At 54.1% G+C, this 24,449-nt stretch carries 24 protein-coding genes and 1 riboswitch; of the genes, 5 read left to right on the forward strand and 19 right to left on the reverse strand.

The window, feature by feature from the left end; all coding sequences use genetic code 11:
- Positions 1 to 163 precede the first annotated feature (163 nt).
- A complete protein-coding gene (locus tag NWF35_RS12295; RefSeq protein WP_301239446.1) occupies positions 164 to 1,933 on the reverse strand; it encodes an adenine deaminase C-terminal domain-containing protein in 1,770 nt (589 codons plus the stop codon).
- Between the two features lie 115 nt (positions 1,934 to 2,048).
- Between NWF35_RS12295 and NWF35_RS12300 the strand changes: the two genes are divergently transcribed.
- The 3 genes from NWF35_RS12300 to NWF35_RS12310 all read left to right on the forward strand — a co-directional run bounded on the left by NWF35_RS12300 (position 2,049) and on the right by NWF35_RS12310 (position 3,170).
- A complete protein-coding gene (locus tag NWF35_RS12300) occupies positions 2,049 to 2,309 on the forward strand; it encodes a YgaP family membrane protein (RefSeq protein WP_301239447.1) in 261 nt (86 codons plus the stop codon).
- 22 nt (positions 2,310 to 2,331) lie between these two features.
- Positions 2,332 to 2,463 carry an EYxxD motif small membrane protein gene (locus NWF35_RS12305; protein WP_301239449.1) on the forward strand — a complete coding sequence of 44 codons (132 nt, stop codon included), beginning with the start codon at positions 2,332 to 2,334 and terminating at the stop codon, positions 2,461 to 2,463.
- Between the two features lie 71 nt (positions 2,464 to 2,534).
- Entirely contained in the window at positions 2,535 to 3,170 is a 636-nt protein-coding gene (locus NWF35_RS12310) for a CBS domain-containing protein (RefSeq protein ID WP_301239451.1), read from the forward strand.
- A 14-nt stretch (positions 3,171 to 3,184) separates the two neighbouring features.
- Here NWF35_RS12310 and NWF35_RS12315 read toward each other — a convergent pair whose 3' ends face one another.
- Genes NWF35_RS12315 through NWF35_RS12330 form a run of 4 tightly spaced genes read right to left on the reverse strand, consistent with a single transcriptional unit; the run spans position 3,185 to position 7,343 of the window.
- Positions 3,185 to 3,412 (reverse strand): hypothetical protein, encoded by a 228-nt coding sequence (locus NWF35_RS12315; protein ID WP_301239452.1) that lies wholly within the window; start codon positions 3,410 to 3,412, stop codon positions 3,185 to 3,187.
- Positions 3,409 to 4,602: a Ger(x)C family spore germination protein gene (locus NWF35_RS12320; RefSeq protein WP_301239453.1), complete on the reverse strand. Its 1,194-nt coding sequence runs from the start codon at positions 4,600 to 4,602 to the stop codon at positions 3,409 to 3,411. Before NWF35_RS12320 ends, NWF35_RS12315 begins: the two co-directional genes overlap by 4 nt.
- Positions 4,599 to 5,714 (reverse strand): GerAB/ArcD/ProY family transporter, encoded by a 1,116-nt coding sequence (locus NWF35_RS12325; protein WP_363321617.1) that lies wholly within the window; start codon positions 5,712 to 5,714, stop codon positions 4,599 to 4,601. The genes NWF35_RS12320 and NWF35_RS12325 overlap by 4 nt, the downstream gene beginning before the upstream one ends.
- Before the next feature lie 54 nt (positions 5,715 to 5,768).
- Complete coding sequence (locus tag NWF35_RS12330; RefSeq protein ID WP_301239454.1) at positions 5,769 to 7,343, reverse strand: spore germination protein; 1,575 nt, start codon at positions 7,341 to 7,343, stop codon at positions 5,769 to 5,771.
- Between the two features lie 301 nt (positions 7,344 to 7,644).
- On the opposite strand from NWF35_RS12330, the gene NWF35_RS12335 reads away from it, so the two are divergent.
- Positions 7,645 to 8,817, forward strand: a complete 1,173-nt coding sequence (locus NWF35_RS12335) for a S8 family peptidase (protein ID WP_435873890.1) — start codon at positions 7,645 to 7,647, stop codon at positions 8,815 to 8,817.
- A gap of 466 nt (positions 8,818 to 9,283) precedes the next feature.
- On the opposite strand, the gene NWF35_RS12340 is transcribed toward NWF35_RS12335, so the two are convergent.
- Positions 9,284 to 9,820: a GrpB family protein gene (locus NWF35_RS12340; RefSeq protein ID WP_301239457.1), complete on the reverse strand. Its 537-nt coding sequence runs from the start codon at positions 9,818 to 9,820 to the stop codon at positions 9,284 to 9,286.
- Between the two features lie 171 nt (positions 9,821 to 9,991).
- Between NWF35_RS12340 and NWF35_RS12345 the strand changes: the two genes are divergently transcribed.
- Entirely contained in the window at positions 9,992 to 10,204 is a 213-nt protein-coding gene (locus tag NWF35_RS12345; protein WP_301239458.1) for a hypothetical protein, read from the forward strand.
- A gap of 36 nt (positions 10,205 to 10,240) precedes the next feature.
- Here NWF35_RS12345 and purD read toward each other — a convergent pair whose 3' ends face one another.
- The 13 genes from purD to purE all read right to left on the reverse strand — a co-directional run bounded on the left by purD (position 10,241) and on the right by purE (position 23,948).
- Positions 10,241 to 11,512, reverse strand: a complete 1,272-nt coding sequence (gene purD / locus NWF35_RS12350; RefSeq protein WP_301239460.1) for a phosphoribosylamine--glycine ligase — start codon at positions 11,510 to 11,512, stop codon at positions 10,241 to 10,243.
- A gap of 210 nt (positions 11,513 to 11,722) precedes the next feature.
- Complete coding sequence (locus tag NWF35_RS12355) at positions 11,723 to 12,004, reverse strand: hypothetical protein (RefSeq protein ID WP_301239461.1); 282 nt, start codon at positions 12,002 to 12,004, stop codon at positions 11,723 to 11,725.
- Positions 12,005 to 12,205: 201 nt separating this feature from the next.
- A complete protein-coding gene (purH, locus tag NWF35_RS12360) occupies positions 12,206 to 13,747 on the reverse strand; it encodes a bifunctional phosphoribosylaminoimidazolecarboxamide formyltransferase/IMP cyclohydrolase (RefSeq protein WP_301239462.1) in 1,542 nt (513 codons plus the stop codon).
- Positions 13,726 to 14,355 carry a phosphoribosylglycinamide formyltransferase gene (gene purN / locus NWF35_RS12365; protein ID WP_301239463.1) on the reverse strand — a complete coding sequence of 210 codons (630 nt, stop codon included), beginning with the start codon at positions 14,353 to 14,355 and terminating at the stop codon, positions 13,726 to 13,728. Before purN ends, purH begins: the two co-directional genes overlap by 22 nt.
- A complete protein-coding gene (gene purM / locus NWF35_RS12370; RefSeq protein ID WP_301239465.1) occupies positions 14,352 to 15,389 on the reverse strand; it encodes a phosphoribosylformylglycinamidine cyclo-ligase in 1,038 nt (345 codons plus the stop codon). The genes purN and purM overlap by 4 nt, the downstream gene beginning before the upstream one ends.
- Complete coding sequence (gene purF, locus NWF35_RS12375; RefSeq protein ID WP_301239467.1) at positions 15,386 to 16,801, reverse strand: amidophosphoribosyltransferase; 1,416 nt, start codon at positions 16,799 to 16,801, stop codon at positions 15,386 to 15,388. The genes purM and purF overlap by 4 nt, the downstream gene beginning before the upstream one ends.
- Positions 16,771 to 18,990: a phosphoribosylformylglycinamidine synthase subunit PurL gene (gene purL / locus NWF35_RS12380; protein WP_301239478.1), complete on the reverse strand. Its 2,220-nt coding sequence runs from the start codon at positions 18,988 to 18,990 to the stop codon at positions 16,771 to 16,773. Before purL ends, purF begins: the two co-directional genes overlap by 31 nt.
- Positions 18,991 to 19,024: 34 nt before the next feature.
- A complete protein-coding gene (purQ, locus tag NWF35_RS12385; RefSeq protein ID WP_301239468.1) occupies positions 19,025 to 19,708 on the reverse strand; it encodes a phosphoribosylformylglycinamidine synthase subunit PurQ in 684 nt (227 codons plus the stop codon).
- Positions 19,708 to 19,959, reverse strand: a complete 252-nt coding sequence (purS, locus tag NWF35_RS12390; protein WP_301239470.1) for a phosphoribosylformylglycinamidine synthase subunit PurS — start codon at positions 19,957 to 19,959, stop codon at positions 19,708 to 19,710. Before purS ends, purQ begins: the two co-directional genes overlap by 1 nt.
- Positions 19,956 to 20,672, reverse strand: coding sequence for a phosphoribosylaminoimidazolesuccinocarboxamide synthase (purC, locus tag NWF35_RS12395; protein WP_301239472.1), 717 nt, complete (start codon positions 20,670 to 20,672; stop codon positions 19,956 to 19,958). The genes purS and purC overlap by 4 nt, the downstream gene beginning before the upstream one ends.
- A gap of 107 nt (positions 20,673 to 20,779) precedes the next feature.
- Positions 20,780 to 22,078: an adenylosuccinate lyase gene (gene purB / locus NWF35_RS12400; protein WP_301239473.1), complete on the reverse strand. Its 1,299-nt coding sequence runs from the start codon at positions 22,076 to 22,078 to the stop codon at positions 20,780 to 20,782.
- A gap of 203 nt (positions 22,079 to 22,281) precedes the next feature.
- The gene (gene purK / locus NWF35_RS12405) at positions 22,282 to 23,463 is read right to left on the reverse strand and encodes a 5-(carboxyamino)imidazole ribonucleotide synthase (RefSeq protein ID WP_435873889.1); all 1,182 of its coding nucleotides are present in this window, start codon (positions 23,461 to 23,463) and stop codon (positions 22,282 to 22,284) included.
- Positions 23,460 to 23,948: a 5-(carboxyamino)imidazole ribonucleotide mutase gene (purE, locus tag NWF35_RS12410; protein ID WP_301239475.1), complete on the reverse strand. Its 489-nt coding sequence runs from the start codon at positions 23,946 to 23,948 to the stop codon at positions 23,460 to 23,462. Before purE ends, purK begins: the two co-directional genes overlap by 4 nt.
- 89 nt (positions 23,949 to 24,037) lie before the next feature.
- A riboswitch (purine riboswitch) is annotated at positions 24,038 to 24,139 on the reverse strand.
- Positions 24,140 to 24,449 lie beyond the last annotated feature (310 nt).

Genomic DNA, 24,449 nt, shown 5'->3' on the forward strand with positions numbered 1-24,449 from the left:
GTTTGACCTCCCGTTTAACCATTTGATTTCATAGTTTAATATTTAATTCAATTAATGATTAAACCGTATAATTATATGCACGATGTTGTCAATAGCTGAGAAAATGGAAAAAAGCTGCGCCTTATTCGCGCAGCCAGATTGTTGAAACAAGAATCCGCAGGATTTACCCCCACCGCTCTGCCGGGTACACGATCTTCCGGTCCTTCACCCGCAGGACACCGTCCGCCGTCAAGCGAACCTGTGGCAGATGCGTGGAGGAAAGAAACAAAAACGTGTAAATGGGATCGTAAAAGGGATGACCGAACCGTTTCAGTTTTTCCGTCAGCTCGTCCGCTTTCTCCGTCAACCGTTCCATCGGCCATTCGCTCATCATGCCCAATAGCGGAAGCGGCAAATGAAAATATGTCTCTCCTCCTTGTATCCATGTGATCCCACCGCCATCGTCGGATGCGCGACGGACGGCTTGGACCATCGCCTCGATGTTTCTGCCGATCACCAGCCAATCGCCGGAACCATTGTAGGTGGATACCAATGCATCGATGTTTCGCCCGAACCCGCGGATCAGGCTCCGCGTGATCCAGCGCCCGTTCCGGTCGATCAGATAGGCGAACAGCCGGTCGTCATCCTCGGACAATAACGCTCCGTCGGGTCCTGTTGATACCGTTTCTTCAGTCAACTTGGTGATCACGGGGTTGACCAGATTGAGCACGGGCACGGTTTCTCCCTCTTTTACCTGCCACCGCAGTTGCCGCACATCCGCCCGCCACGGAGAAGAGTGTTGCGTGGCGGAAAAACGTGACCACTCAATGGACGGTGGTGATTTCACCCACTGTCCATCGGTCGCCACCAGTTCCCCGTTTGCAATCACTTGCAGGGGGACGGGCTCGTCCAGGGAAGAAAGCACATTGATATCCGCGAGTCGACCGGGTGCGATCCCCCCGATCCGTTCATCCATGCGATAATAGACGGCTGGATTGATCGTCACCATCTGATACGCCCGCACCGGATCACACCCGGCGTCGATGGCCGTTCGAATCAGATGATCGACGAACCCGTGACGGAAATAGGACGGGGTCGATCCGTCCGTGGTCATCATCAGTCGATGCCATGGGACTTCCTGTTCCCGTACCAATCCTTCCATCAACACCGGCAAATCAGGACGAAGCGAACTGTGTCGAAGCGTTACCATGTATCCAAGACGCAGACGTTCCCACACTTCATCCGGTGAGATACTTTCGTGATCTCCCGTCACCCCCGCCGCGGCCAACCGTGCCAACGTACGGTGGGAGGCACCGGGTGCATGACCTTCCACCCGTTTGTTCCACTCATGGGCCGCTCCGATCCATCCCTGCATTCGTTTGTCCCCATCCAACAGCGGCATCCAGTCGGACAGCTCACCTGCTTGCAACACCAGCGGATGGTGCAAGGCCCGTCGGACCCGCTCATCATCAAACAAATGCACCAGAGATTCCGGCAAATGGGATTGCGGGTCCAAACGCGCCCACCATCCGTATTTGACCGGTAAGCGGGACAGTTCGTCCCAAAGCCGGATCATTTCCTTTTCTTCCATCCGAGTGAAAAGGAACAAATTATCACTGATCAGCATGGTGGTCCCGAGGGGCAAGACATACTCGGCCAGCGTGACGGGATTGTACAAAATAAATGGATGAGCGTGTACCTCGATATATCCGGGAACGAGCACACAACCCGACACATCCAGTACCCGCGTACTTGTTCCCGGCTGGATGCGGGCCTCTTCCAGATCGCCCACATAGGCAATCCACCGGCCCGCCACCGCCACATCGGCCCGTTCCGTCCGACCTGTATACACATTGAGCACTTCTGCTCCACTCAGAACAAGCGAAGGTGATCGGCGCCCCATCGCCGTTTCAACTAATTTCCGACGTTCCTTGGCATCCATCGGCAAAAACATCTTTCTCTTCCCCCTTTTCTGTCATCGATACTTCCATGCTATCACATAGGAGCGGGAATAAGGAATCGGGACGGGCACATAATAAAACCCAGCCAATCGCAAGGAGGGAGTGCCGATGCAAAAAAATGTGGGAACCTGGGATGCCATCATGCGCATCACGATGGGAACGGCTGGTTTGGCTTGGAGCATCGCCCGAATGGTTCGCCGTCCGTACCGCGGTTTTCCGCTGTTGATTGCTTTGCTCTCCGGTATGAAGGTGGCCGAAGGCATCACCCGCTTTTGCCCGATGCTGTACTTGTTGGGCCAAAGTACCGCGGAGTCTCCTGGGCCACGACCGCCGGTCACTTCGTCACCGAAACCGGAACCTTCTCCGTAATCGAAAAGGGGTGGAAGCATTGATGCCAACACAACCCTGGTCTTGGGTGATCGAAACGATCAATGATTATGGATTCGTCATCCTGACCGCGGTCGGCTCGCTCGTGGTGATCGGCCTGGTCATCCGGCGTTTTTGGCGGCGGACATATCTGTGAAAAACACCGTTCTGCTCCGATCCTCCCCCTAATATATTGAATGTGGATCTCACAGGGGAGGATTGTGTTTTGTGTTTATCAAAAATTGCTTAACGCCACGCGAGCAGATTGTGACCGTCACGCCCGAGACCCGTTTGGAACAGGTGATCGAAACGTTGCAAGCCCAACAGCTCCATACGATTCCCGTCGTCGACCGGTTTAACCGATTTCTGGGCATCACCGGATACGGCCACATGATGAAAGCCATCTTGGAAAACAGCCGCTCTTGGAAGGAAGGGACCGTAGCCGACGCATTGGAGCCCATTCGTCCGTTGACCGTTTTCAGTGATTTTGAAGAGACATTTCCTGTCATCGTACGCCATCCGTTTGTGCCGATCGTGGATGAAGACCGGATGACATTTCTCGGAATTGTAAAGATCAGTGATATCGAGAACGCATTGTCATCCGCTTTTGGTACACGCATTCCAGGTATTCGTCTGTTGTTAGGCGTGGTTATCGATATGCCGCACCAACTGGAACACGTGGTGGATGCAGTCAAACCTTTTGATGTCAACATCATTTCAATCACTACGTTTGATGCCGGCGATCCGGCGGCGCGTCGCATTTTGCTGAAGATCGAACCGACTCCCTATCTGTCCGCCATCCAGCAACGTCTTGTGGACAAAGGATTGCGTGTCCTCAGTGTGAAAGAACGGAGAGTCCCGTGAATTTCAGCAGACGCCTACTTTGGAAAGATCTGGCCCAAGGGCCGAAACAGCGCATCGATCCATTGAGTGGGACCGGGTAAATTCGGAAGGAACAGAAGCGTAACGGCCAGCGACCATCCCATCAATGTCAAGCCGATCAATACGGCTTTTTCTTTTTTTTGCCCCGGCTTGATCCTCGGCCACTCATACAATACCAACAGGCTTGCGAGGAACGTGATGCCAATGATGGCTCCCCATTTCACGGTTGCTTCACCTCTGTGACCGGGCTTTCATTAGTCATACCAGGGCGAAGGATGGATACACGGGGGGCGACCTTCACTTCCACATTCGGGAACACTTCGTCCCACCGATCCTTCACCTTGTGCCATCGATCGGGATATTGACGATGGAACGCTTCTGCAAAACCGAAAACATCCGCTTTCATTCCCTTTTGGACCTGATCCAGTGACGCCATGATGACGCGTTGAATATCCCGTTCAATATCCTTTTCCAACTTTTTAGTGACGTTGGGGTTATCAATTTCCTGATCGGTTGTGTTCTGGATGACGTTCCCTTCCGTTTTGATCCGGACAGTCATTTTCCATTTGCCCCCTGTGACGGAGGGCACCAGTTTGGTATCGGCCTCCAATAGTTCAACCGATACTTTCCCCTTGGTTCCTTTGGGTTTGACTGTGACAATGGCCGTTTTGACTTTATTCCTCACCCACATCACGCCTCTCGTGATTGTGTCGTCAATCCGGCCCACGATTTTGTCTTTTTTCAGTACGGCCACTCCGCTGACTCGCAGACTGGTATCCTGTTTTTCCTCTTCTCCCGGAACGGCCGGATTCTGTTCAATCCAAGGTAAAATAACTGCATGCGCGTCGCTATTCAGCATCTGCAACACATCTTTCACGGTCATTTCTACACCGACTTCCGTTTTCGTCAAATTGAGCATCACTTCCCCACTACTTCGTCCGACAGGTGGGGTAGCTTGCAACAGAGCGGAAGCCGGGCTTTTGGCGGCAAACACGTAGTATTGTTTCCGCGTAGCGTAATAACGGTCAAAAAAATCCAACTGCCCACCGATCCCTTCCCTCAATAACCTTTCACCAAAAATCACGCTCATATTGTGAGCCCAAAAAATTTTGCGCGGGAGTTTTTCCTGCAATTTCCGAATGGCGTCGGCGACATCGGCTCCTTCCGCGGCAACGACGTACGTCTTGGCACCACCGCCATCACCTCCGCCTCCCATCATATCGCTACCTCCTCCCGCCGCTTGCGGAATGATCAATTCAACCGCCAACTCCACGTTTCCATTCTCCTTTTTGTCAACCACTGTACCCACCACTAACGCCAGATCGTTGACTTCTACCCGGTCCCAACATCCCGAAAGAAGCATAACACACATACCAAGCCACATCATTTTTCGAATCGGAAGAAATACATTCATCCTTTCCCCTCCGCGACTTGGCGAAGATTTTTCCGCAACAAAGCGATCAACAACAGGACCGTCGGAATCAGGACTTGAACCGTGATCTTGTAAAAGGGGTATGTGGTCGCAATAAAATCAAACATCTCCTGCAGATTGGGCGCCGCCCAAATGGCCATGACTACGATGAGAAATCCGGTGGGAAGTACCACTGGACGAGGATCGGAGAGATTCAACCACTGAGACAGCCCGATAACCACTGCATAATAAAACACCGTGACTTTGACGAACATTCCCATGACCCAGATGGCTGTCAGAATTGACTCCACATGTTCGATAAAACCAGCAACACTGATATAACGACCAGCTTCTAACACGGGGAAGATAAAATTCTCCGTCAATTTTCCAAACACAAGATAAGTTGCCAGACTGACCGCCTCCAGGGTGACGATAACAGCCACCACCGATACCATCCCCCACTTTATTTCGTTTTTTCGATCACTGACACAAGGCAGTAAAAAAGTCATGAGAAAATATTCACTTAACCAACCTTGCGGAGGGATCGATCCCAACAAGGAAGGCTTTATCCCCTTCTCCATGAAAGGAAGCAAATGATTTAGATCCATCTCCGGGAGCAACAGGAGAGTGATGATCATCACCAGTAGAACGAGAAACGGCACGAAAATCTGAGCCGCTCTCCCCATCACTTCCACACCGCCGCGAACGGCGTAGGCGGACACCAATACCATACTCCCCAACACCACGAACAGCGGCGTTCGGATCAAAAAAACACTGATGATAAACGAGCCATACTGTCTGAGCACAATCCCGCTGACATGCAAGTAAAACAACAGGAAGAGCAATCCTAGTATTTTTCCCGGCACTTTCCCGAGAATGCGCTCACTGTACTGGAACACAGTACATTCCGGATACAGACGGTTTAATGCCACTGTCACGAACACGGTGAAAAACCCCATCACGGAAGCCCAAATCGGGGAAAGCCACATGTCCTGCTGGGCGTATTTGCTTATTACGGCGGGAACGAACAAAATTTCAGTCGCCACGATGGTCTTATACATCATCACACCCATTTGTAAAGCAGATATCTTGCCTTTCTCCAACAAACTGTTCATGGCTCATTCTCCTCGGGGCCAACATTCGACATTCAAATCTGTCGTCTCCAATTCTTATTTCTCCCCACCCTTCGAAGGGTCAGGCTTGAGATTGGGTCCCATACGGTTTGCATTATGCTTTCCCGTGAAATGGGGACGGCGGTCCATTTTCCACCACGGTGCTCGGATAATTACATCTTTGAATTCCGCCACTTGGGTGGTGGCGAGCGGTGCGAGATAGGGGACACCAAAGGATCGCAACGTGCACAAGTGAACAACGATGAAAATGAGACCGAGAATGATCCCGACAAGCCCCATGCTTCCTGCCAACACCATGATCGGAAAGCGTAGCAATCGAAAGGCGATTCCGGTGGTGTAGCGCGGGGTCGCAAAAGAGGCGATTCCCGTGATGGCCACCACCATCACCATCGGAGAGGAGACCAAACCGGCCGAAACCGCCGCTTGCCCGATCACCAGCGCCCCGACGATGCTGACAGCTGCTCCCACCTGTTTGGGCAATCGGATACCCGCTTCACGAAGAATTTCAAACATAATCTCCATCAGCAACGCTTCTACCAATGCAGGAAAGGGCACTCGGTCCCTTGACGACGCGATGGTAACCAGCAACGAAGTGGGGATCAATTCCTGATGATAACTGATCACGGCCACATACAGGGAAGGGAGCAGGAGGGAAAGACCGACAAACAAATACCGTAACCAACGGATAGCAGTACCGATGATAAAACGTTGGTAATAATCCTCGGGCGATTGCATCAGCGTGGCCAATGTCGCCGGCACAACGATGGCAAAAGGGGTACCTTCCATCAAAATGGCCACCCTCCCCTCTAGCAAATTGGCAGCCACAATATCAACTCGCTCCGTATTGATCACTTGGGGAAAGGGAGAGTAGGGATTGTCTTCGATAAATTCTTCAAGATAACCGCTCTCCAGCACCCCGTCGATATCAATCCGCTGTAACCGGTTGAAGACTTCCTCCACCAAGGTGGAATCGACGTTCTCTTGGATGTAGGCGACGACCACCTTTGTCCGGGTTTGACGCCCGATACTTATTGCTTTCATCTTCAGCCCTGGATTCCGGATTCTTCGGCGGATCAAAGACGAATTGACAGTCAGCGTTTCGGTGAACCCTTCTCGTGGCCCCCGGATGATCGTTTCGGCCGTCGGTTCTTCGACTGCCCGTTTGTCCCATTTTTGCAAACCGAAAAACAACGCCCGCGCTTCCCCGTCGATCAACAATACCGGTTCCCCTGTCGACAGATGTTCGACGCACTCGTCGCGCGTATGACCCTCACCCATATCGACAACCGGAATGAGCTTGTTTTTCAGGGACGTGAATAGGGAATCCGACCCCGCCTCATGCTCTTGCATCAGTGGTTCCAAAATATGCTCGTGGATCTCCTCAACGTTGCTCAAACCCACAATATAAATGAGCGCAGCGTTTCTTTTTCCCCCGATGAGAAAAGAACGGATGGTCACGTCGAAGCTGTCGGCATAAATGGAGCGGAAGAAGTCCAGATTTTCCTCCAAATCCGTGGAGAGAATGGAACCATCATGACGCAACGCTTCGTGGTTCGTCTGGCCCTTTTCCGATCGCCTTTTCTTTTTTCGAGTCCACGGACGCACCCTCATCGTTTTTCTCCCTTTCGGTAAATCGTGCCATATTTTATGGTTAATATGGCTCACCAAGCAGAAGTTTATCCCCCTCGGGTGTCGTCGAGAGATATCGATTTTGATCCCATTTGGTTCGGTGTTCTCCATTGCCACCCCGTTATATTTATGAGTGATATTAGTAATTTTTTTAATTATTTACCTATATTTAGAAGAAATAATGGAGTATATATGACGTTTTCTCTTGAAAAGGGGAGGAATTTGCAGAAAGTGATAGAATATTGATGTACCCAGAATCAAGGAGGTTCTTCCATTGAAAAGGATTTCGTTTGCCCTCATCACTATTCTACTGACCGTTAGCTTCGTTTTCGCCGGAACTCCCGGCGTGCATGCACTGTCGCTGTCGTCCGCTCCCACGGATGCACAGACGGACTCTTCCAGTCAAGAGATCATCGTCAAATTCAAACCGGGGATCTCCCAGGTCACCCAATCTCTCATACATACCGAAATGGCCACCCGGTTATTGTTTCATAACAATGCGCTCGGTTTTGACGTAGTCAAACTGAATGGTCAGTCGATTGAAAAGGTTCTTGATGCCTATCGTAACAATCCACTCGTCGAATATGCAGAGCCCAATATCGTGTTCCACGCGATGATGACCCCAAATGACACGTATTTCAGCGATCAATGGTCCCTTAAGAAGGTACAAGCCCCTACAGCATGGGATCTCAGTCAGAGCTCGGACAGCGTGAAAATCGCCGTCATCGATACGGGCGTGGACAGTACCCATCCGGATTTGTCCGGCAAAGTGATCAATGGGCACGATTATGTGGACAATGACGACGATCCGATGGATCTCAACGGACATGGCACGCACGTGGCCGGAGTGGCCGCCGCCGTTACCAACAATCAACAGGGAATTGCGGGCATGGCGCCCAAAGCGAAGATTTATGCCGTCCGTGTGTTGGATGAAAATGGGGAAGGAACGTTGGACAAAGTGGCCAGCGGTATTGTCGAAGCAGCCGATCACGGTGCCAAAGTCATCAATCTGAGCTTGGGTTCTTCCCAAAGCGCTCAAACCCTGAAGGACGCCATTGATTACGCTTGGAACAAAGGGGCGGTGGTGGTGGCTGCAGCAGGCAATGACGGAACCTCCGCTCCCACTTATCCAGCTTACTACAATCAAGTGCTCGCTGTAGCGGCGACAGATAGCAGCGATCACAAGGCTGATTTCTCCAACTATGGCAAATGGGTGGATGTAGCGGCACCGGGTGTAGATATCACTTCCACCTATGTCGGAGGCGGTTATAAATCCATGTCCGGTACCTCGATGGCCGCACCTCATGTTTCAGGATTGGCTGCACTTCTCGCGGCGAAGGGGAAAAACAACACGCAAATTCTCGGCACCATTCAAAGCACAACCGATAGCATTTCAGGCACCGGTTCTGATTGGGAATACGGTCGAATCAACGCGCTGAGTGCCCTGCAGAAGTGACGAACTGATGCAGGACAAGACAAAGGGAACGCAGACATGCGTTCCCTTTTTTCAAACCATCTATGATGGCTTCGTCCAAGACTGGGGGATTTCTTTTAACGTACGGTATTCGCGATGATCCAACCCTGGAAGGCCGGTTTTCCCACTCTATGTGTATAAAAGCGGGCCGAGATCACAAAGATTAACGTTGTGAGTGAGATAGCCGGTGAACGCTCCGCTCTATAGGGTCTGTTTGGTAAATCCGTGAGGGAGCTAATGCTTTCCAGGTGTGCGAAGACCTAAGCCCGGCCGAGTGAAGACCCGGAAAGCGCAGGAATGAAATTGCGAGCAACTTTTCCTTTAAGCGAAGCAATACTTTGCCCGCGTCCTGCGCTCCAGTCGGAGCGGCCATAACCTGCTTCCTTGCGGGAGCGAACCGGGCAAGCAATTGGAAAGTATTCACCAGACACGTTCTAATGCCCGACCGTCATTCAATCGATGGGTTCTTGCCATCGTCGTCCCCATACCGTGACAATATGCGGCGAATCCAGTCGGCTTTTCCCGACACATAAGCGGCTCGGTCCTCCCGATATCGTTGAGCCAAACGCCGTTTCAGCGCCGCATATTCGTCTGCCAGATCCGGGTTTAATCGAAGAAAATCACGGAAAAATAGGTGATGACGAAATCCTTCGCTGTCCTGTTCCATTATGTGAAGATGATGCGTACGCGGCATTCCCTTGCGGAAAAACAACCTCCCCTCCTCACGGTCATGAAACTGGAATACGTATCCGCACGAACGAAGTCGTTCTTCATATGCGGAGGGTGGCAGGAGAGTGGACACTCCGGCTAGAATATCAACGATAGGCTTGGCCGATAAACCAGGAACCGCCGTACTGCCGATATGATGAATGGACAAAACCAATGATCCCAGTGCTTCTGTTAAGATCTCCCTTTCCCGTTCGTACACGTTTGGCCACGCCGGATCATAAGGTACTACCACGATAGGGTCGGAATGAGGGGGCAAGAATTTCACCTCTTCACGGTCCAATTTCACTGATCTATAATAAATTCTCACAGAAGTTTCAAACTTGTACAAGGTCATGGTGGAAAATCGGCGAAGCCAAGGGTACAATAAGGGTACACGAACAAATGATCGCTTCCATTGACACCGGAAAGTTCAAGGGGGTGGGTAACCATGATGCTCAGCGAAGAGGAAAAGGAAACCGTCATTCAATTCGATGAAGCGGGCACCACGGCGACGGTGTACACTGCCAGCTGGAATGTAGCGCGTTCATTCAAGCGCGCAGGATACCAACCCGTCAAAAAAACCAAAGGAGCATGGTGGTTTGAAATCCCGGTCGGCGCCTTCACCATTCAAGGTAGCAAACAGACCACCACCATCGGTTAAGAAAAACCCTGGGACCACCCAGGGTTTTTGAGATGATTATTCTTCCGCCGCCAGGGCTTTTGCCGCAATGTCCCGTCGATAATGCGCACCGTCAAAGTCAATTTGGTTCACCGTTTCATATGCGGCCGCTTGTGCCGCTCTGACGTCTGCACCCAATGCAGTCACAGCCAGCACACGCCCTCCGGCGGTGACCAATTGATCGTCTTCCTTTTTGGTACCGGCATGAAACACGATACGATCCGGACGGGATTCGGGAAGCGAACGAATCAGAACGCCTTTGCGATAATCACCCGGATATCCTTCAGACGCCATCACGACGCAGACAGCCGCTTCTTCCTTCCACCGGATCTCGATATCGGCCAGTTTGCCACTAACAGTCGCCAGCATGATTTCAGCCAAATCACTGTCCAATCGGGGCAAAACCACCTGCGTTTCTGGGTCGCCAAATCGGGCATTGAACTCGATGACTTTCGGCCCCGCTTCCGTCACCATCAAACCTGCGTACAACACCCCGCGGAACAGCCGCCCTTCCCGTACCATCGCTTGGGCGACAGGTTGCAGGATCTCGGCCACCGCACGATCCACCACCACAGATGGTATCTGCGGAACAGGTGAATACGCACCCATCCCGCCCGTATTGGGACCTTGATCGCCGTCAAATACGGGTTTGTGGTCTTGGGAAATGACCATCGGCCGCACTGTTTCCCCATCGACAAATGCCATCAGGGACATTTCCTGACCAGAGAGGAACTCTTCGATCACCACGCGATTGCCTGCTTCACCGAATACTTTTTCGTTCATAACCCGTTCGATGGCCACTTCCGCCTCTTCCACTGTCCGTGCCACGGTGACGCCCTTGCCTGCCGCAAGACCGTCGGCTTTCACCACAATCGGCGCTCCTTGTTCCCGTACATACTGTTTCGCTTCCTCCGCAGTAGTAAACGTACGGTAATTCCCGGTGGGAATGCCATAGCGCGCCATCAAATCCTTGGCAAACGACTTGCTCCCTTCGATTTCAGCCGCTTTTCGATTGGGTCCGAACACGGCCAATCCTTCCGCTTCGAAAGCATCGGTTACGCCAGCCAACAAAGCCGCTTCAGGACCGACCACGGTCAGATCAATCTCTTGATCCTTCGCAAACGCCAGCAACCGTTCCACATCCGTCACACCGATCGAAACGCACTCGGCCAGCTCGGCGATCCCGCCGTTGCCGGGCGCGCAGAACACTTTCTTTACTAACGGACTTTGTGCCAATTTCCACACCAATGCGTGCTCCCGGCCTCCACTGCCAATCACCAGTACGCGCAAAACCATTTCCTCCTTTTTTCCTAACAGCTTGTCCACCTCGTCGCGAAGAGCCGTCTCCCGTCACGGCTCCATTGACGCATCTATCGCTTCGGGCTCACCATTCACGACAATGTCCTGCAACCACCCGGTGGGGAGACGGCTATCGTTCCACATCGCGTTACGAAACATGGCCGTCTTTTCCATTGGAACGGTGAGAAGACGCAACTCACCCTATGTGGGCCAAATCCAGCTCAGACCAAACAGCCAGACCGATACCAATAAAAACGTGAGCGTCCAATCATGCCTGGACATCCGCCCGACCTGTCCCGCAGATATATACGACATGCGAAGCGACAACACACCGCTGGTGATGACGGCGAGGACGAAAAAGAGTCCACCCATCACTCGCATGCCGCCCTGCCAACCGTGCTGACCATAGATCAGTGGCAGGATCAATCCGAGTAGCAGCAATGAAAACAGGGTCAGAACGAAAGACCAACGGAGACTGCGCACGGGAATCCCTCCTTCTTCGCTCGATTCCATCATACGCAGCTGCTTCTCCGTTGGTCGCTATTGCGTCTCCTTCAAAAAGCACACGACTAGGTCAAGTCTGATCCATATCGCGTGCAACACTTCCCTGCTTCCGCTCAATCGGGCTTAGATCGGCGCTCGCCTCGGAAAATCTTGCCCTCTGATGGAATTACCAGACACGCTTTAGTGTTTGAAATGGCGCACGTCGGTAAACACCATCGCGATACCGTGACGGTTGGCCGCCTGGATCGATTCTTCGTCACGGATGGACCCGCCGGGTTGGATAATGGCCGTAATCCCTGCGCGGGCAGCTGCTTCCACCGTGTCACTCATCGGGAAGAAGGCATCGGAAGCGAGTACTGCTCCTTTGGCCAGTTCTCCCGCTTGACGAATGGCGATTTCCGCTGCGCCTACGCGGTTCATCTGACCGGCTCCCACCCCGATCGTCCGGTTGTCGCGTGCCAATACGATCGCATTGGACTTGACGTGCTTCACCACTTTCCAGGCGAACAACAGTTGCTCCCACTCGTCTTCGGTCGGAATCCGTTCGGTGACCACCCGGCAATCTTCCCGGGTGATCCGTTTTTGATCTGTCTCCTGCACCAAAAAACCGTCCCCGGCAGTGATCTGTTTCCACGAAGGTTTCCCCGTTGTCGGAGCTTCCGGCATCTCCAGCAGTCGGAGGTTTTTCTTTTCGCGCAAAATGGCCAAGGCCGGTTCATCAAATCCGGGCGCCAGGATGATTTCCAGGAAAATTTCCCGCAGCTTCCGGGCCGTCGCTTCGTCCACGGTGCGGTTGAACGCAATAATGCCGCCGAAGATAGAAACCGGATCAGCGTCATGCGCTTTTTGGAAAGCTTCCGCCACCGTAGAGCCGATTCCGACACCACACGGGTTGGTGTGCTTCACAGCAACCGCTGCCGGTTGATCAAACTCGGACACAATCTCCCAAGCCGCTTGTGCGTCTTGAATATTGTTGTAGGACAACGCTTTGCCATGAAGCTGCTTCGCAGAAGCGATCCCGAGTGTTGACGGGAGCGGCTGACGGTAAAAGGCCGCCCGCTGATGGGGGTTTTCACCGTAACGCAGATCCTGCGCTTTTTCAAACGTCACGGTCCAGCGCTCCGGGAACGTTTCTCCCGTCTGCTCGGTGAGGTATCCTGCAATCAAAGCATCATACGCCGCTGTGTGGCGGAACGCCTTTGCTGCCAACCGCAGGCGGGTCTGCGCGTCCACTTCTCCGTCTTTCTCAATCTGATCCAGTACGTCGCCGTAGTCGGCCGGATCGACCAGTACAGTGACGAAACGGTGATTTTTGGCGGCTGCGCGCACCATGGACGGTCCGCCGATATCGATGTTTTCCACGGCCGTTTCAAAATCCGTATCGGGTCGGGAAATAGTTTGTTGGAACGGATACAAATTGACGACCACCAGGTCGAACGGTGTCACCCGGTGTTCCTCCAGTTGTTTCAGATGCGTCTCATTGTCGCGGATCGCCAACAATCCGGCGTGGATGAGCGGATGCAGGGTTTTGACCCGTCCGTCCAGAATTTCCGGAAAACCGGTCACGTCGGATACACCCGTAACCGATACACCTGCTTCTTCCAAAGCGCGCTTTGTTCCCCCTGTGGAGACGATCTCCACACCACGATCGGCAAGACGGCGGGCCAACTCCACCACACCGGTCTTGTCGGATACGCTGATCAACGCACGTCGGATGGACATGTTGTTTGCTCCTCCCTTTGCTTCATCAACGCGTCGGTGTCGATCTCACCCCGGATCAAACGAAGTACTACTTCCGGATACAACCGGTGTTCCACCGTTTGAATCCTGTTTGTCAACGATGTCTCATCGTCCCCGTCTTTCACGGGTACCGGCTCCTGCGCGAGGATTGGCCCCGTATCCATCCCTTCGTCCACCAGATGAACGGTGACGCCGGTCCATTTGACGCCTTTTTCCAGCGCTTGTCGAACTGCATCCTTGCCAGGAAACGCCGGCAACAGCGAAGGGTGGATGTTGACGATTCGACCGTAATAGGCCATCAACAGTGTCGGACCGATCAAACGCATGTATCCGGCCAGCACGATCCAGTCCACGCGATACTCCCGCAACAGGTGAAGGACATCGGCTTCATACGCCGCCTTATCGGGATACGATTTGGGAACGAACGATCGGGCCGGCACCTTCAACCGAGCTGCCCGCTCCAACGTTTTTGCTCCGGGACGGTCACAGACGAGCAGCACGATCTCACCCGGCCATCCCTGCTCGCGGGACGCCTGGACCAGTGACTCAAAGTTGGAGCCGCTCCCGGAAGCGAATACGGCGATTCTCATGACTCACCGCCTCCGATCCATCGAATCCCGCCGGCACCTTCCGCGATTCGTCCGATCAGATGGGCTGTTTCCCCCATCTCCTGCAGGACGGACAGCGCTTCTTCCGCCTGATCTGCCGGCAGGATCACGACCATGCCGATTCCCATGTTGAATGTTCGGTACGCATCCGTCTCGTTCAGCCGTCCCTCGCGCACAATCCATTCGAACACGGGCGGTACTTCCCACGTGGAGCGGTCAATCTCGGCCTGGCACCCTTCCGGCAGCACGCGCGGGACGTTTTCGATTAATCCACCGCCGGTGATATGTGCCCCCGCCTTTACCTCAAACCGTTTCATCAGTTCCAGAAACGGTCGGACGTAGATCTTGGTGGGGGTGAGCAGCACTTCTCCGACAGTGGCCCCGCCCCATGGAACTGTGTCGTGTAAACGATCGGGATTTCCCTCCAACAACACTTTGCGAACCAATGAAAAGCCATTGCTGTGAATACCGCTGGAAGCCAGCCCGATCACCACATCACCCGGAACGATGTTCTCTCCCGTCAACAAACGCTCCCGTTCCACGGCACCCACGCAAAAACCGGCCACATCGTATTCACCTGCGCCGTACATCCCCGGCATTTCCGCCGTTTCACCGCCGATCAGCGCGCATCCCGCCTCCTGGCAACCGTCGGCGACCCCTTTGACGATCGCTTCCGCCTGGGCAGGATTCAATTTGCCCGTAGCCAAATAATCGAGGAAAAAGAGCGGTTCCGCTCCCTGCACCACCACATCATTGACACACATGGCCACGCAATCGATCCCGATCGTATCATGTTGATCCATCGCAAATGCGATCTTCAATTTGGTCCCCACACCGTCAGTGGAAGAAACCAACACCGGGTTCCGATAGGAAGGAAGGGAGAAGAGCCCGCCGAAACCGCCCAATCCACCGATCACTTCGGGTCTCATCGTTCGTTTCACATGAGATTTGATCCGTTCCACTGTTTCATTGCCCGCGTCGATGTCCACACCAGCCGCGCGGTACGCGTCGCTCATCGCTCTCCCTCCAATACCAGACTCTCCTCTACCAGCGTAGGATAGTTCCCGTCAAAACAGGCCAGGCAATGTCCACGATCGGGTTCCCCGGTCGGGCGACCGATCGCTTCCAGCATGCCCTCCTTGCTCAGGAACACGAGACTGTCCGCCCCGATCAATTGGCGGATCTCCTCGACGGAGTGAGAGGCAGCGATCAACTGTTTCCGATCCGAAGTGTCGATTCCATAGTAACAGGGGAATCGCACCGGTGGAGAGCTGATGCGCACATGCACTTCTGTCGCTCCTGCTTCGCGTAGAAGATTGACGATCTGTCGGCTGGTCGTCCCGCGAACGAGCGAGTCATCCACCATGACGACTCGTTTGCCTTCCACCACTTTGCGGACAGCGCTCAACTTCATCTTGACGCCCTGCTCCCGCAATTCCTGACTCGGCTGAATGAAGGTACGGCCTACATACCGGTTTTTGATCAGGCCCAATTCATACGGGATCCCCGTCGCTTCCGCATACCCGATCGCCGCGGAAATGCTGGAGTCCGGCACACCGGTGACCACATCGGCTTCGACCGGGGCTTCCTTGGCCAGTTGTTGACCGAGTCGTTTCCTTGCGGCATGCACGTTGATACCGCTGATGTCGCTGTCCGGGCGGGCAAAGTAAATGTATTCAAACGAGCAGACCGCTCGCCGTGCCGGTGGGGTAAACCGGTCAACACGCATCCCTTCGGCGTCGACGATCAGCATCTCACCCGGTTCGACCTCTCGCACATATTCCGCACCGATCACGTCCAATGCGCACGTCTCGGAAGCAAACACGATCGCATCCCCCAGCCGTCCCAAGGAGAGCGGACGCAATCCATGAGGATCAGATGCGGCAATCAATTGATCATTGGTTAAAATCAACAGGGCAAACCCGCCCACTACCTGATTCAATGCTTCCTTGACTGCATCCACCAGATTGGTATGGCGGGAACGGGCGATCAGATGGGGAATCACTTCCGTATCGGTCGTCGTCTGGAATATGGAACCTTCCCGCTCCAATGCCCTGCGCAACCGTTGTGAGTTAACCAGGTTGCCGTTGGTGCACAACGCCAGCTCACCCGCTACATAGTTGAACACCAGCGGTTGAGCATTATTGATCCCGCTTTCGCCGGTGGTGGAGTAACGAACATGACCGATCGCCGTGTGCCCCGTCAATTTGGACAGCACATCCCCTTGGAACACCTCGGTCACCAGTCCCATCCCCCGGTGATGGCGAAACTTGGTCCCATCGGTCGTAACGATGCCGGCGCTTTCCTGCCCGCGATGCTGGAGTGCGTGCAAACCGTAATACGTCAATTGCGCTGCCGATGGATGACCGATGACGGCAAACACCCCGCACTCCTCTTTCAGTTCGTCGAAGATGCATTCATCGCGCATGGTATCGCTCCTTCCCATACAGCGGCCAACTCGGCCACCGACACATCCATCGCCTGCACATCGTTGACCGTCACCCGCAACTGGTCACCACCGACCCGACCGATGCGCTGGAGGGGTACGCCGTATTCGTCGGCCAGCGATGTCAATGCGGATGCATGGTCCTCAGACACACTAAGCAACACACGGGACTGACTTTCACTGAACAGGAACGTTGTCACCGACAGCGTTGTAGCGATCTCTACTTGCGCACCGCGATTGCCGCTGATGCAGGATTCAGCCAGGGCCACGGCCAATCCGCCTTCGGACAGATCGTGTGCCGAAGCCACCCAACCTTGTCGGATCGCTGCCAAGGTGAAGTCTTGCACCCGTTTTTCCTTTTCCAGATCGATGCGCGGCGGACGTCCGGCGATGCGGCCCGTCACCACCTTCTGCAGTTCACTGCCGCCCAATTCATCCAACGTCTCTCCCACCAGGTAGATCACATGGCCGTCTTCTTTGAACGCTTGCGTGGTGATGTGCTCCCGTTTTTCGATCAACCCGACCATGCCGACCACGGGAGTGGGCAATACCGCTTGACCATTGCTTTCGTTGTACAGACTGACGTTGCCCCCGATCACTGGCGTGTTCAGCGCACGGCATGCTGCGCTCATCCCGTCGATCGCCCGGGACATTTGCCAGTAGATTTCCGGTTTTTCCGGGTTGCCGAAGTTCAGGCAGTCCGTAATCCCGATTGGCTCTGCACCGGAGCAGACCACGTTGCGTGCCGCTTCAGCCACGGCGATGGCCCCGCCCTGTTCGGGATCGAGATAGACATAACGACCGTTGGCATCCGTGCACATGGCCAACGCTTTCTCCGTACCGCGCAGTATGATCACCGCCGCATCCGATCCCGGACGTACTGCGGTGGAGGTGCGTACCATGTGATCGTATTGGCGGTAGATCCACTTCTTGCTTGCCACCGTCGGAGATGCCAGCACCCGTTTCACGGCATCTTGCGGATCAATGTCCTTCAGTTCGGCACTGGTGTCGAAATCAGCAAAGCTACGATAATATTCCGGCTCTCGTGCTTCTCGTACGTACACGGGCGCGTCATCCACCAACGTTTTCACCGGGATATCGGCCACCCACTCATCCCGATGGCGCAGGCGCAGACGGCCGTCATCCGTCACGCGGCCGATCACAGCGGAGTTGAGACCCCACTTGTCGAACACGCGCTTCACTTCTTCTTCGCGCCCTTTTTCCACGACCAGCAACATGCGCTCCTGCGATTCGGACAGCATGATCTCATACGGTGTCATGCCGGCTTCGCGCTGGGGAACCCGATCCAAATCCAGTTCCATCCCGCATCCGCCTTTGGCAGCCATTTCGGAGCTGGAGCAGGTCAACCCGGCCGCCCCCATGTCCTGGATGCCGATCAGGATACCCATTTCCACCAATTCCATGCAGGCTTCCAACAGAAGCTTCTCCATAAAGGGGTCGCCCACTTGCACGGACGGACGCTTCTCCTCCGATTCCTCGCTCAGTTCCTCGGATGCAAACGTGGCACCGTGGATGCCATCGCGTCCCGTGCTGGCACCGACATAAATCACCGGGTTGCCGACGCCTTTGGCCACCCCTTTTTGCAAATGCTCATGAGGCAGAATACCAACACACATCGCGTTGACCAACGGATTGCCTTCGTACCGCTCATCAAACGCCACTTCGCCACCCACCGTCGGAATCCCGATCGAGTTGCCGTAATTCGCAATCCCCGCCACCACACGTTCCAACAGGTACCGTACGCGTGGGGAGCTCAATTCACCGAAGCGGAGCGAATTGAGCAACGCCACTGGACGGGCGCCCATCGAAAACACGTCGCGGATGATGCCGCCCACTCCGGTCGCCGCACCCTGGAATGGCTCGATGGCAGATGGATGGTTGTGGCTTTCAATCTTAAACACCACTGCCTGCCCGTCACCGATATCAATCACGCCGGCTCCTTCACCAGGTCCCTGCAACACTCGCGGCCCCTCTGTGGGAAAACGGCGCAGCAAAGGCTTGGAGTTTTTGTAACTGCAGTGTTCCGACCACATCACACTGTAAATGCCCGTTTCCGTCCAGTTGGGCAGACGCCCCAAATGGCCGATCACCTGCTCATACTCCTCTTCAGTTAAGCCCATTTCCCGATACAGTTTTTGATCCCGAATCATCTCGGGCGTCGGTTCCGACACCTTCGTCGTCTGTTCAAGCCGCACCGTGATTCTCCTCCCAGTAAGCCAGCATCGAAGTGAAGAAACGCACACCGTCCACCGATCCCAACCAATCATGCACCGCCCGTTCCGGGTGGGGCATCATGCCGAGCACATTGCCTCGCCGGTTGACGATCCCGGCAATGTCGTCGACCGATCCGTTCGGATTTTCCCCGGTATAACGGAACACGATTTGGTTGTGTTGTTTCAACTCCGCCAATGTCTCCTCGTCACAGTAATAGTTGCCTTCGCCGTGCGCGATCGGAATGTGGATGATTTCTCCTTCCCGGTAGTCCCGTGTAAAAGGCAATTCGGCGTTTTCCACCCGGAGCGGTTGGATGTCACAACGGAATTGCAGGTGGTCGTTGCGCCGCATCGCGCCCGGCAGCAAACCTGCTTCCAACAAAATCTGAAACCCGTTGCAAATGCCGACGACCAATTTACCCCATTCGGCCGCTTCCATTACACTGTCCATCACTGGAGAAAAGCGCGCCAGTGCACCCGTACGCAGATAATCGCCGTAAGAAAAGCCGCCGGGAAGAATAATCGCATCATATTTGCTCAAACTCCGTTCTTGGTGCCATACCGGTTCGACTGGAACGCCCAGCACATCTTCGACCGCTCTCAAACAGTCCACGTCACAATTGGAACCGGGAAACACCGGAACCGCAAAGCGCATCAGGCTCCCTCCTCCAGCTCGAACGTGTAATTTTCGATCACCGGATTGGCCAGCAGCTTGTCGCACATGGCCGCCACGCGGGCTTCCGCTTCCGCCCGGTTGTCGGTGTTGAGCCACACTTCCATCCGTTTCCCGATACGGACCTCCGTCACCTCTTCAAACCCAAGCGAGTGGAGCGAGCCTTTGACCGCACTTCCCTGTGGATCGAGCACACTCGGTTTCAACATAACTACAATTGTCGCTTTGATCATGGTGTTGTCCCCTCCAACCGGTTCCAGATTTCCCGATACGCCTCCACCACATCGCCCAAATCGCGGCGGAAGCGGTCCTTGTCCAATACTTTGCCCGTCTTCACATCCCAGAAACGGCACGTATCCGGCGAGATTTCATCTGCCAAGATCAAACGCCCGTCCGGATCGATCCCGAATTCCAGTTTGAAATCGACCAACGTCACCCCGAGCTCCCGCATCTTTTTGCCCAACAAGTCGTTCACCTGCAAGGCGATGCGTTTCATCTCCTCACGTTGCTCGGCAGTGGCCAATCCCAGCACATCGATATGATCTTCCGTGACCAAGGGATCCTTCAAATCATCGTTTTTGTAGTAAAACTCGACGATCGGGCGCGGCAACATGCGGCCTTCCTCCAATCCCAACCGTTTGGCCATGCTACCGGCCGCACGGTTGCGCACCACCACCTCCAGCGGTACGATGGTGACTTTTCGGACCCATTGTTCGGTCGGGGAGACTTCCTGAAGGAAGTGGTTGTCCACGCCGTTTTCGCGCAAGTACCGGAAAAAGAATGCAGCGATGCGGTTGTTCATCTCCCCCTTGCCGGCCAGTTGCGCTTTTTTCTCCCCGTTGAAAGCGGTGGCGTCATCTTTGTACTCCACCCACAACACGTTCGGATCATCCGTCTGATATAGTTTTTTGGCTTTTCCTTCGTACAGCAGGTCTCCCCGATTCATGTTCGGTCTCTCCTTTTCCGCATTTCCCGATTCATCGATCCGTTTTGTCGGAATGTTCCCGAGCAGGTTCATCTTTCTCATGGGCAAATCGTTCAGCCGGCCTAACTTCATTCCACCAAACCCAACCGACGGAAAATGGTGTCCACATGCTTCAAGTGATGACGATAGTCGAAGCAATCTGCAATTTCTTCTGGCGACAACGTGCGCGTGATCAATTCGTCGCTTTCCACCAGCCCGCGGAAGGGACGTTGTTCCTCCCATGCCTGCATGGCCAGCTTTTGCACGCGGTCATAGGCTTCTTCCCGCTTCAGTCCCTTGTCGATCAGAGAGAGCAGGACGCGTTGCGAATAAATCAGTCCATAGGTGGCTTCCATATTCCGTTTCATGTTGTCCGGTAGCACCGTCAGTTCTTCCACGATTCCCGCAAACCGTCGCAACATGTAATTGAGCAGCGTCGTTGCATCCGGCAGAATGATGCGCTCCACGGACGAGTGGGAAATATCCCGCTCATGCCAGAGCGGCACGTTTTCGTAGGCCGACAGCATATGTCCGCGGATGACACGGGACAAACCGGTGATATTTTCCGATCCGACCGGGTTACGCTTGTGCGGCATCGCCGAGGAACCTTTTTGACCTTTTTTGAAGGCTTCCTCCACTTCGCGAATCTCGCTTTTCTGCAGACCCCGAATTTCCACCGCAAATTTCTCCAGCGACGTGGCGATCAAGGCCAGTGTCGCCATATATTCCGCATGACGGTCCCGCTGCAGGGTCTGTGTAGAGATCGGTGCCGGTTTCAACCCCAATTTGTCGCAGACATACTGTTCCACAAACGGGTCGATATTGGCGTAGGTACCAACGGCGCCGGAGATTTTGCCGACCCGCACCTCTTCCATCGCCTGCACGAAACGGTCGCGGTTACGCTTCATCTCGGCATACCACAGCGCCATTTTCAGTCCGAATGTGGTGGGTTCCGCGTGTACTCCATGCGTCCGTCCCATCATGACAGTCTCTTTATGTTCCAGCGCTTTCCTTTTCAAGACATCGAGAAAATGATCGATATCCTTCAGCAGGATGTGGTTGGCTTGTAGCAGCAGATAGGAAAGAGCCGTGTCCACCACATCGGTGGAGGTCAATCCATAATGAACCCATTTGGATTCGGGCCCCAACGTTTCCGCGACCGCACGGGTGAACGCCACCACATCATGACGGGTATCCTGCTCAATCTCCAGAATACGTCCGATGTCGATCCGGGCGTTTTGCCGGATTTTCTCTACATCCTCTTTGGGAATGACGCCCAATTCCGCCCAGGCCTCACACGCCAAAATCTCCACTTCCAGCCATGCGCGGTATCGGTTTTCATCGTTCCAGATTTCCTTCATTTCCGGTCGTGTGTATCGTTCAATCACAGCATTCCCTCTCCTTCAACAACGACTCGATGATCCGTTTTGATCGGGCTGTGCACCCCATTTCCCACTCAATCCCATCGGGAATGAGCAGGTTCTGTGTGGAGCTGAAGACGGAAAATCGTAACTCACGTCCTTGTGAACAACCTGGAAATTGGTTAACCCTTCCTTAGGTCAAGCTCCACCCTCACCGTTCTCAGTAAGGGTTAAATGTTCTCGAACCTGACCATGTCTTCGTCTTCCCAAATACCGAGCTGTTGAACCGTTCCCCACGCTTCTGCCAGCGACTCGCCCAATACGGTGACGTGACCCATTTTGCGTCCGGGTTTCGCCTCTTTTTTCCCGTACAGATGCACCTTCACATTGTCAGGTAAGGTCGGAATCCGCTGCATCAACGGCTCCACATGCTCCCCCAGTATGTTGACCATCACGGCCGGGGTTAACAAGCGAGGCGAGCCCAACGGCAGCCCGCAAATCGCCCGCAGAAACTGCTCAAACTGCGAAGTTGCGCAAGCATCGTACGTAAAATGTCCGGAGTTGTGCGGACGCGGGGCCAACTCGTTCACCAGCAATTGTCCGTCCTCCAAGAGGAACATTTCCACTGCGCAAAGTCCCGTTATTTCCAGTTTCTCCGCTACATCGCGGGCCAGCCGTTCGGCACGGGCGGCGATGCGTTCGTAGACCGGCGCAGGTGCCAGCGTCGCGTGCAAAATATGATGGCGGTGAATGTTTTCCACCACAGGGAATGTGGCAATCTGGCCATGGATATTTCGTGCCACCACCACCGACAATTCTTTGATAAACGGGACAAACTGTTCCAGAATGCAGGGTTCCCACGGACGGGACAGCGACTGCCAAGCGGGCTCCACGTCTTCTACCCCGCGCAAAATTCGCTGACCTTTCCCGTCGTATCCGCCCGTGACCGTCTTCAGCACACACGGATACCCCAACTCTGCAGCGGCGTCACGCAATTGCTTCGCGTCGTGGACCACCCGAAATGCGGCGACGGGAATGCCGCAAGCGTCCAGCGTCACTTTTTCCCGTATCCGATGCTGGGTGATTTCCAGCAGCCGACTGCCTTGTGGGACAAAAACTTTTTGCTCCAACCGTTTGACCACTTCAGGATCGATGTTTTCAAATTCGTATGCAACCACGTCCGACCATTCGCCCAACTGCTCTGCGGCAAGAACATCATGATACCCGGCGGCGAAGTGGTGGTCTGACACTTGGCTGCCAGGACAATCTGGCGAGGGATCCAGCGTGACGAAACGATATCCCAACTTTCGCCCCTCGAGGATCACCATACGTCCCAATTGACCGCCGCCCAAAATACCCACAGTGCTTCCCGGCAACAATACGGTTGGCGGTTTGACTTGCAGTTCCATCATGTCAGCTCACCTGATTCGATGACTTGTTGACGGATCCGAATCCGCCGTTGTTTTAAGCGTTCTCGAATGTTAGGGTCCCCTATTCCCAGCATTTCCGCCGCGAGCAAACCGGCGTTCACCGCGCCGCTCTCCCCGATCGCCACGGTTGCCACTGGTACGCCGCCCGGCATCTGGACGATCGACAACAGGGAATCCAAACCGTTCAGTGACGAAGATTTGACTGGGACACCAATCACAGGCAATACCGTTTTAGACGCGACCATTCCCGGCAAATGGGCCGCACCGCCCGCCCCAGCAATGATCACCTCGATTCCGCGCTCCTCCGCCTCTTCCGCATAGGCAAACATCTCATCCGGCGTCCGATGCGCGGAAACGACACGTGCCTCATAGGGGATGTCCAATTCCTCCAATACTTCGCAAGCCCGCTTCATTGTGGGCCAATCCGACGTGCTTCCCATGATTACGCCGACACGTGGTTGATTCATGGCACAACTCCTCTACATCGAGAATCTATCCAAGAAAAAATCCGAACGCAGATATTCCCCCAGGAAAAATCTGCCGTTCGGAGGACACACCGAAGGAAGATTTTTCCCATAGTCCGGAAATTTACGGTTTCCGGGTAGAGACACTCGAGCCATATTCCCGAGCATATATGAGAAAAATCACATGCAGTATCAGTTTAACATTCCGCACAAACTGGAGTCAATGGAAATACGAACATTTAATTGACCATTCATATTTTCTGTTCGTGTTTTTCGGAGTATCCCTCAGCGGATACAACCGGTACGTCAGGAAAAACGGCTTCTTCGATGAAAGGGTCAATCAGTCCGTTCAACGACAGATCATACACTCGTCAATCGAATTTGTCGTCTATCATATACGATCCCGTCTCAACTGATCAAATGTTTGTTCATTCCTCCGCAAACAAAAAAACAGCTCACCGTTATGGTGAGCTGTTTTCGTCCGACCTGCCTGGCAGCGTCCTA

It is taken from the genome of Polycladomyces subterraneus, from assembly GCF_030433435.1.
In the GTDB taxonomy this organism is placed as follows: Bacteria; Bacillota; Bacilli; order Thermoactinomycetales; family JIR-001; genus Polycladomyces; species Polycladomyces subterraneus.

What these genes read in the sequence shown, in the direction of transcription:
- NWF35_RS12325 (WP_363321617.1), bottom strand. Translation starts at nt 5,714, where the DNA reads ATGAACAGTTTGTTGGAGAAAGGCAAGATATCTGCTTTACAAATGGGT.
- purL (WP_301239478.1), bottom strand. Translation starts at nt 18,990, where the DNA reads ATGATTCGGGATCAAAAACTGTATCGGGAAATGGGCTTAACTGAAGAG.
- purQ (WP_301239468.1), bottom strand. Translation starts at nt 19,708, where the DNA reads ATGCGCTTTGCGGTTCCGGTGTTTCCCGGTTCCAATTGTGACGTGGAC.
- purF (WP_301239467.1), bottom strand. Translation starts at nt 16,801, where the DNA reads ATGCGCGATGAATGCATCTTCGACGAACTGAAAGAGGAGTGCGGGGTG.
- purM (WP_301239465.1), bottom strand. Translation starts at nt 15,389, where the DNA reads ATGAGCGACGCGTACCGCGCGGCTGGTGTGGACATCGACGCGGGCAAT.
- NWF35_RS12320 (WP_301239453.1), bottom strand. Translation starts at nt 4,602, where the DNA reads ATGAATGTATTTCTTCCGATTCGAAAAATGATGTGGCTTGGTATGTGT.
- NWF35_RS12345 (WP_301239458.1), top strand. Translation starts at nt 9,992, where the DNA reads ATGATGCTCAGCGAAGAGGAAAAGGAAACCGTCATTCAATTCGATGAA.
- purK (WP_435873889.1), bottom strand. Translation starts at nt 23,463, where the DNA reads ATGATGGAACTGCAAGTCAAACCGCCAACCGTATTGTTGCCGGGAAGC.
- NWF35_RS12305 (WP_301239449.1), top strand. Translation starts at nt 2,332, where the DNA reads ATGCCAACACAACCCTGGTCTTGGGTGATCGAAACGATCAATGATTAT.
- purH (WP_301239462.1), bottom strand. Translation starts at nt 13,747, where the DNA reads ATGTCCATCCGACGTGCGTTGATCAGCGTATCCGACAAGACCGGTGTG.
- NWF35_RS12330 (WP_301239454.1), bottom strand. Translation starts at nt 7,343, where the DNA reads ATGAGGGTGCGTCCGTGGACTCGAAAAAAGAAAAGGCGATCGGAAAAG.
- purC (WP_301239472.1), bottom strand. Translation starts at nt 20,672, where the DNA reads ATGAATCGGGGAGACCTGCTGTACGAAGGAAAAGCCAAAAAACTATAT.
- purS (WP_301239470.1), bottom strand. Translation starts at nt 19,959, where the DNA reads ATGATCAAAGCGACAATTGTAGTTATGTTGAAACCGAGTGTGCTCGAT.
- NWF35_RS12295 (WP_301239446.1), bottom strand. Translation starts at nt 1,933, where the DNA reads ATGTTTTTGCCGATGGATGCCAAGGAACGTCGGAAATTAGTTGAAACG.
- purN (WP_301239463.1), bottom strand. Translation starts at nt 14,355, where the DNA reads ATGAGAATCGCCGTATTCGCTTCCGGGAGCGGCTCCAACTTTGAGTCA.
- purE (WP_301239475.1), bottom strand. Translation starts at nt 23,948, where the DNA reads ATGAATCAACCACGTGTCGGCGTAATCATGGGAAGCACGTCGGATTGG.
- NWF35_RS12300 (WP_301239447.1), top strand. Translation starts at nt 2,049, where the DNA reads ATGCAAAAAAATGTGGGAACCTGGGATGCCATCATGCGCATCACGATG.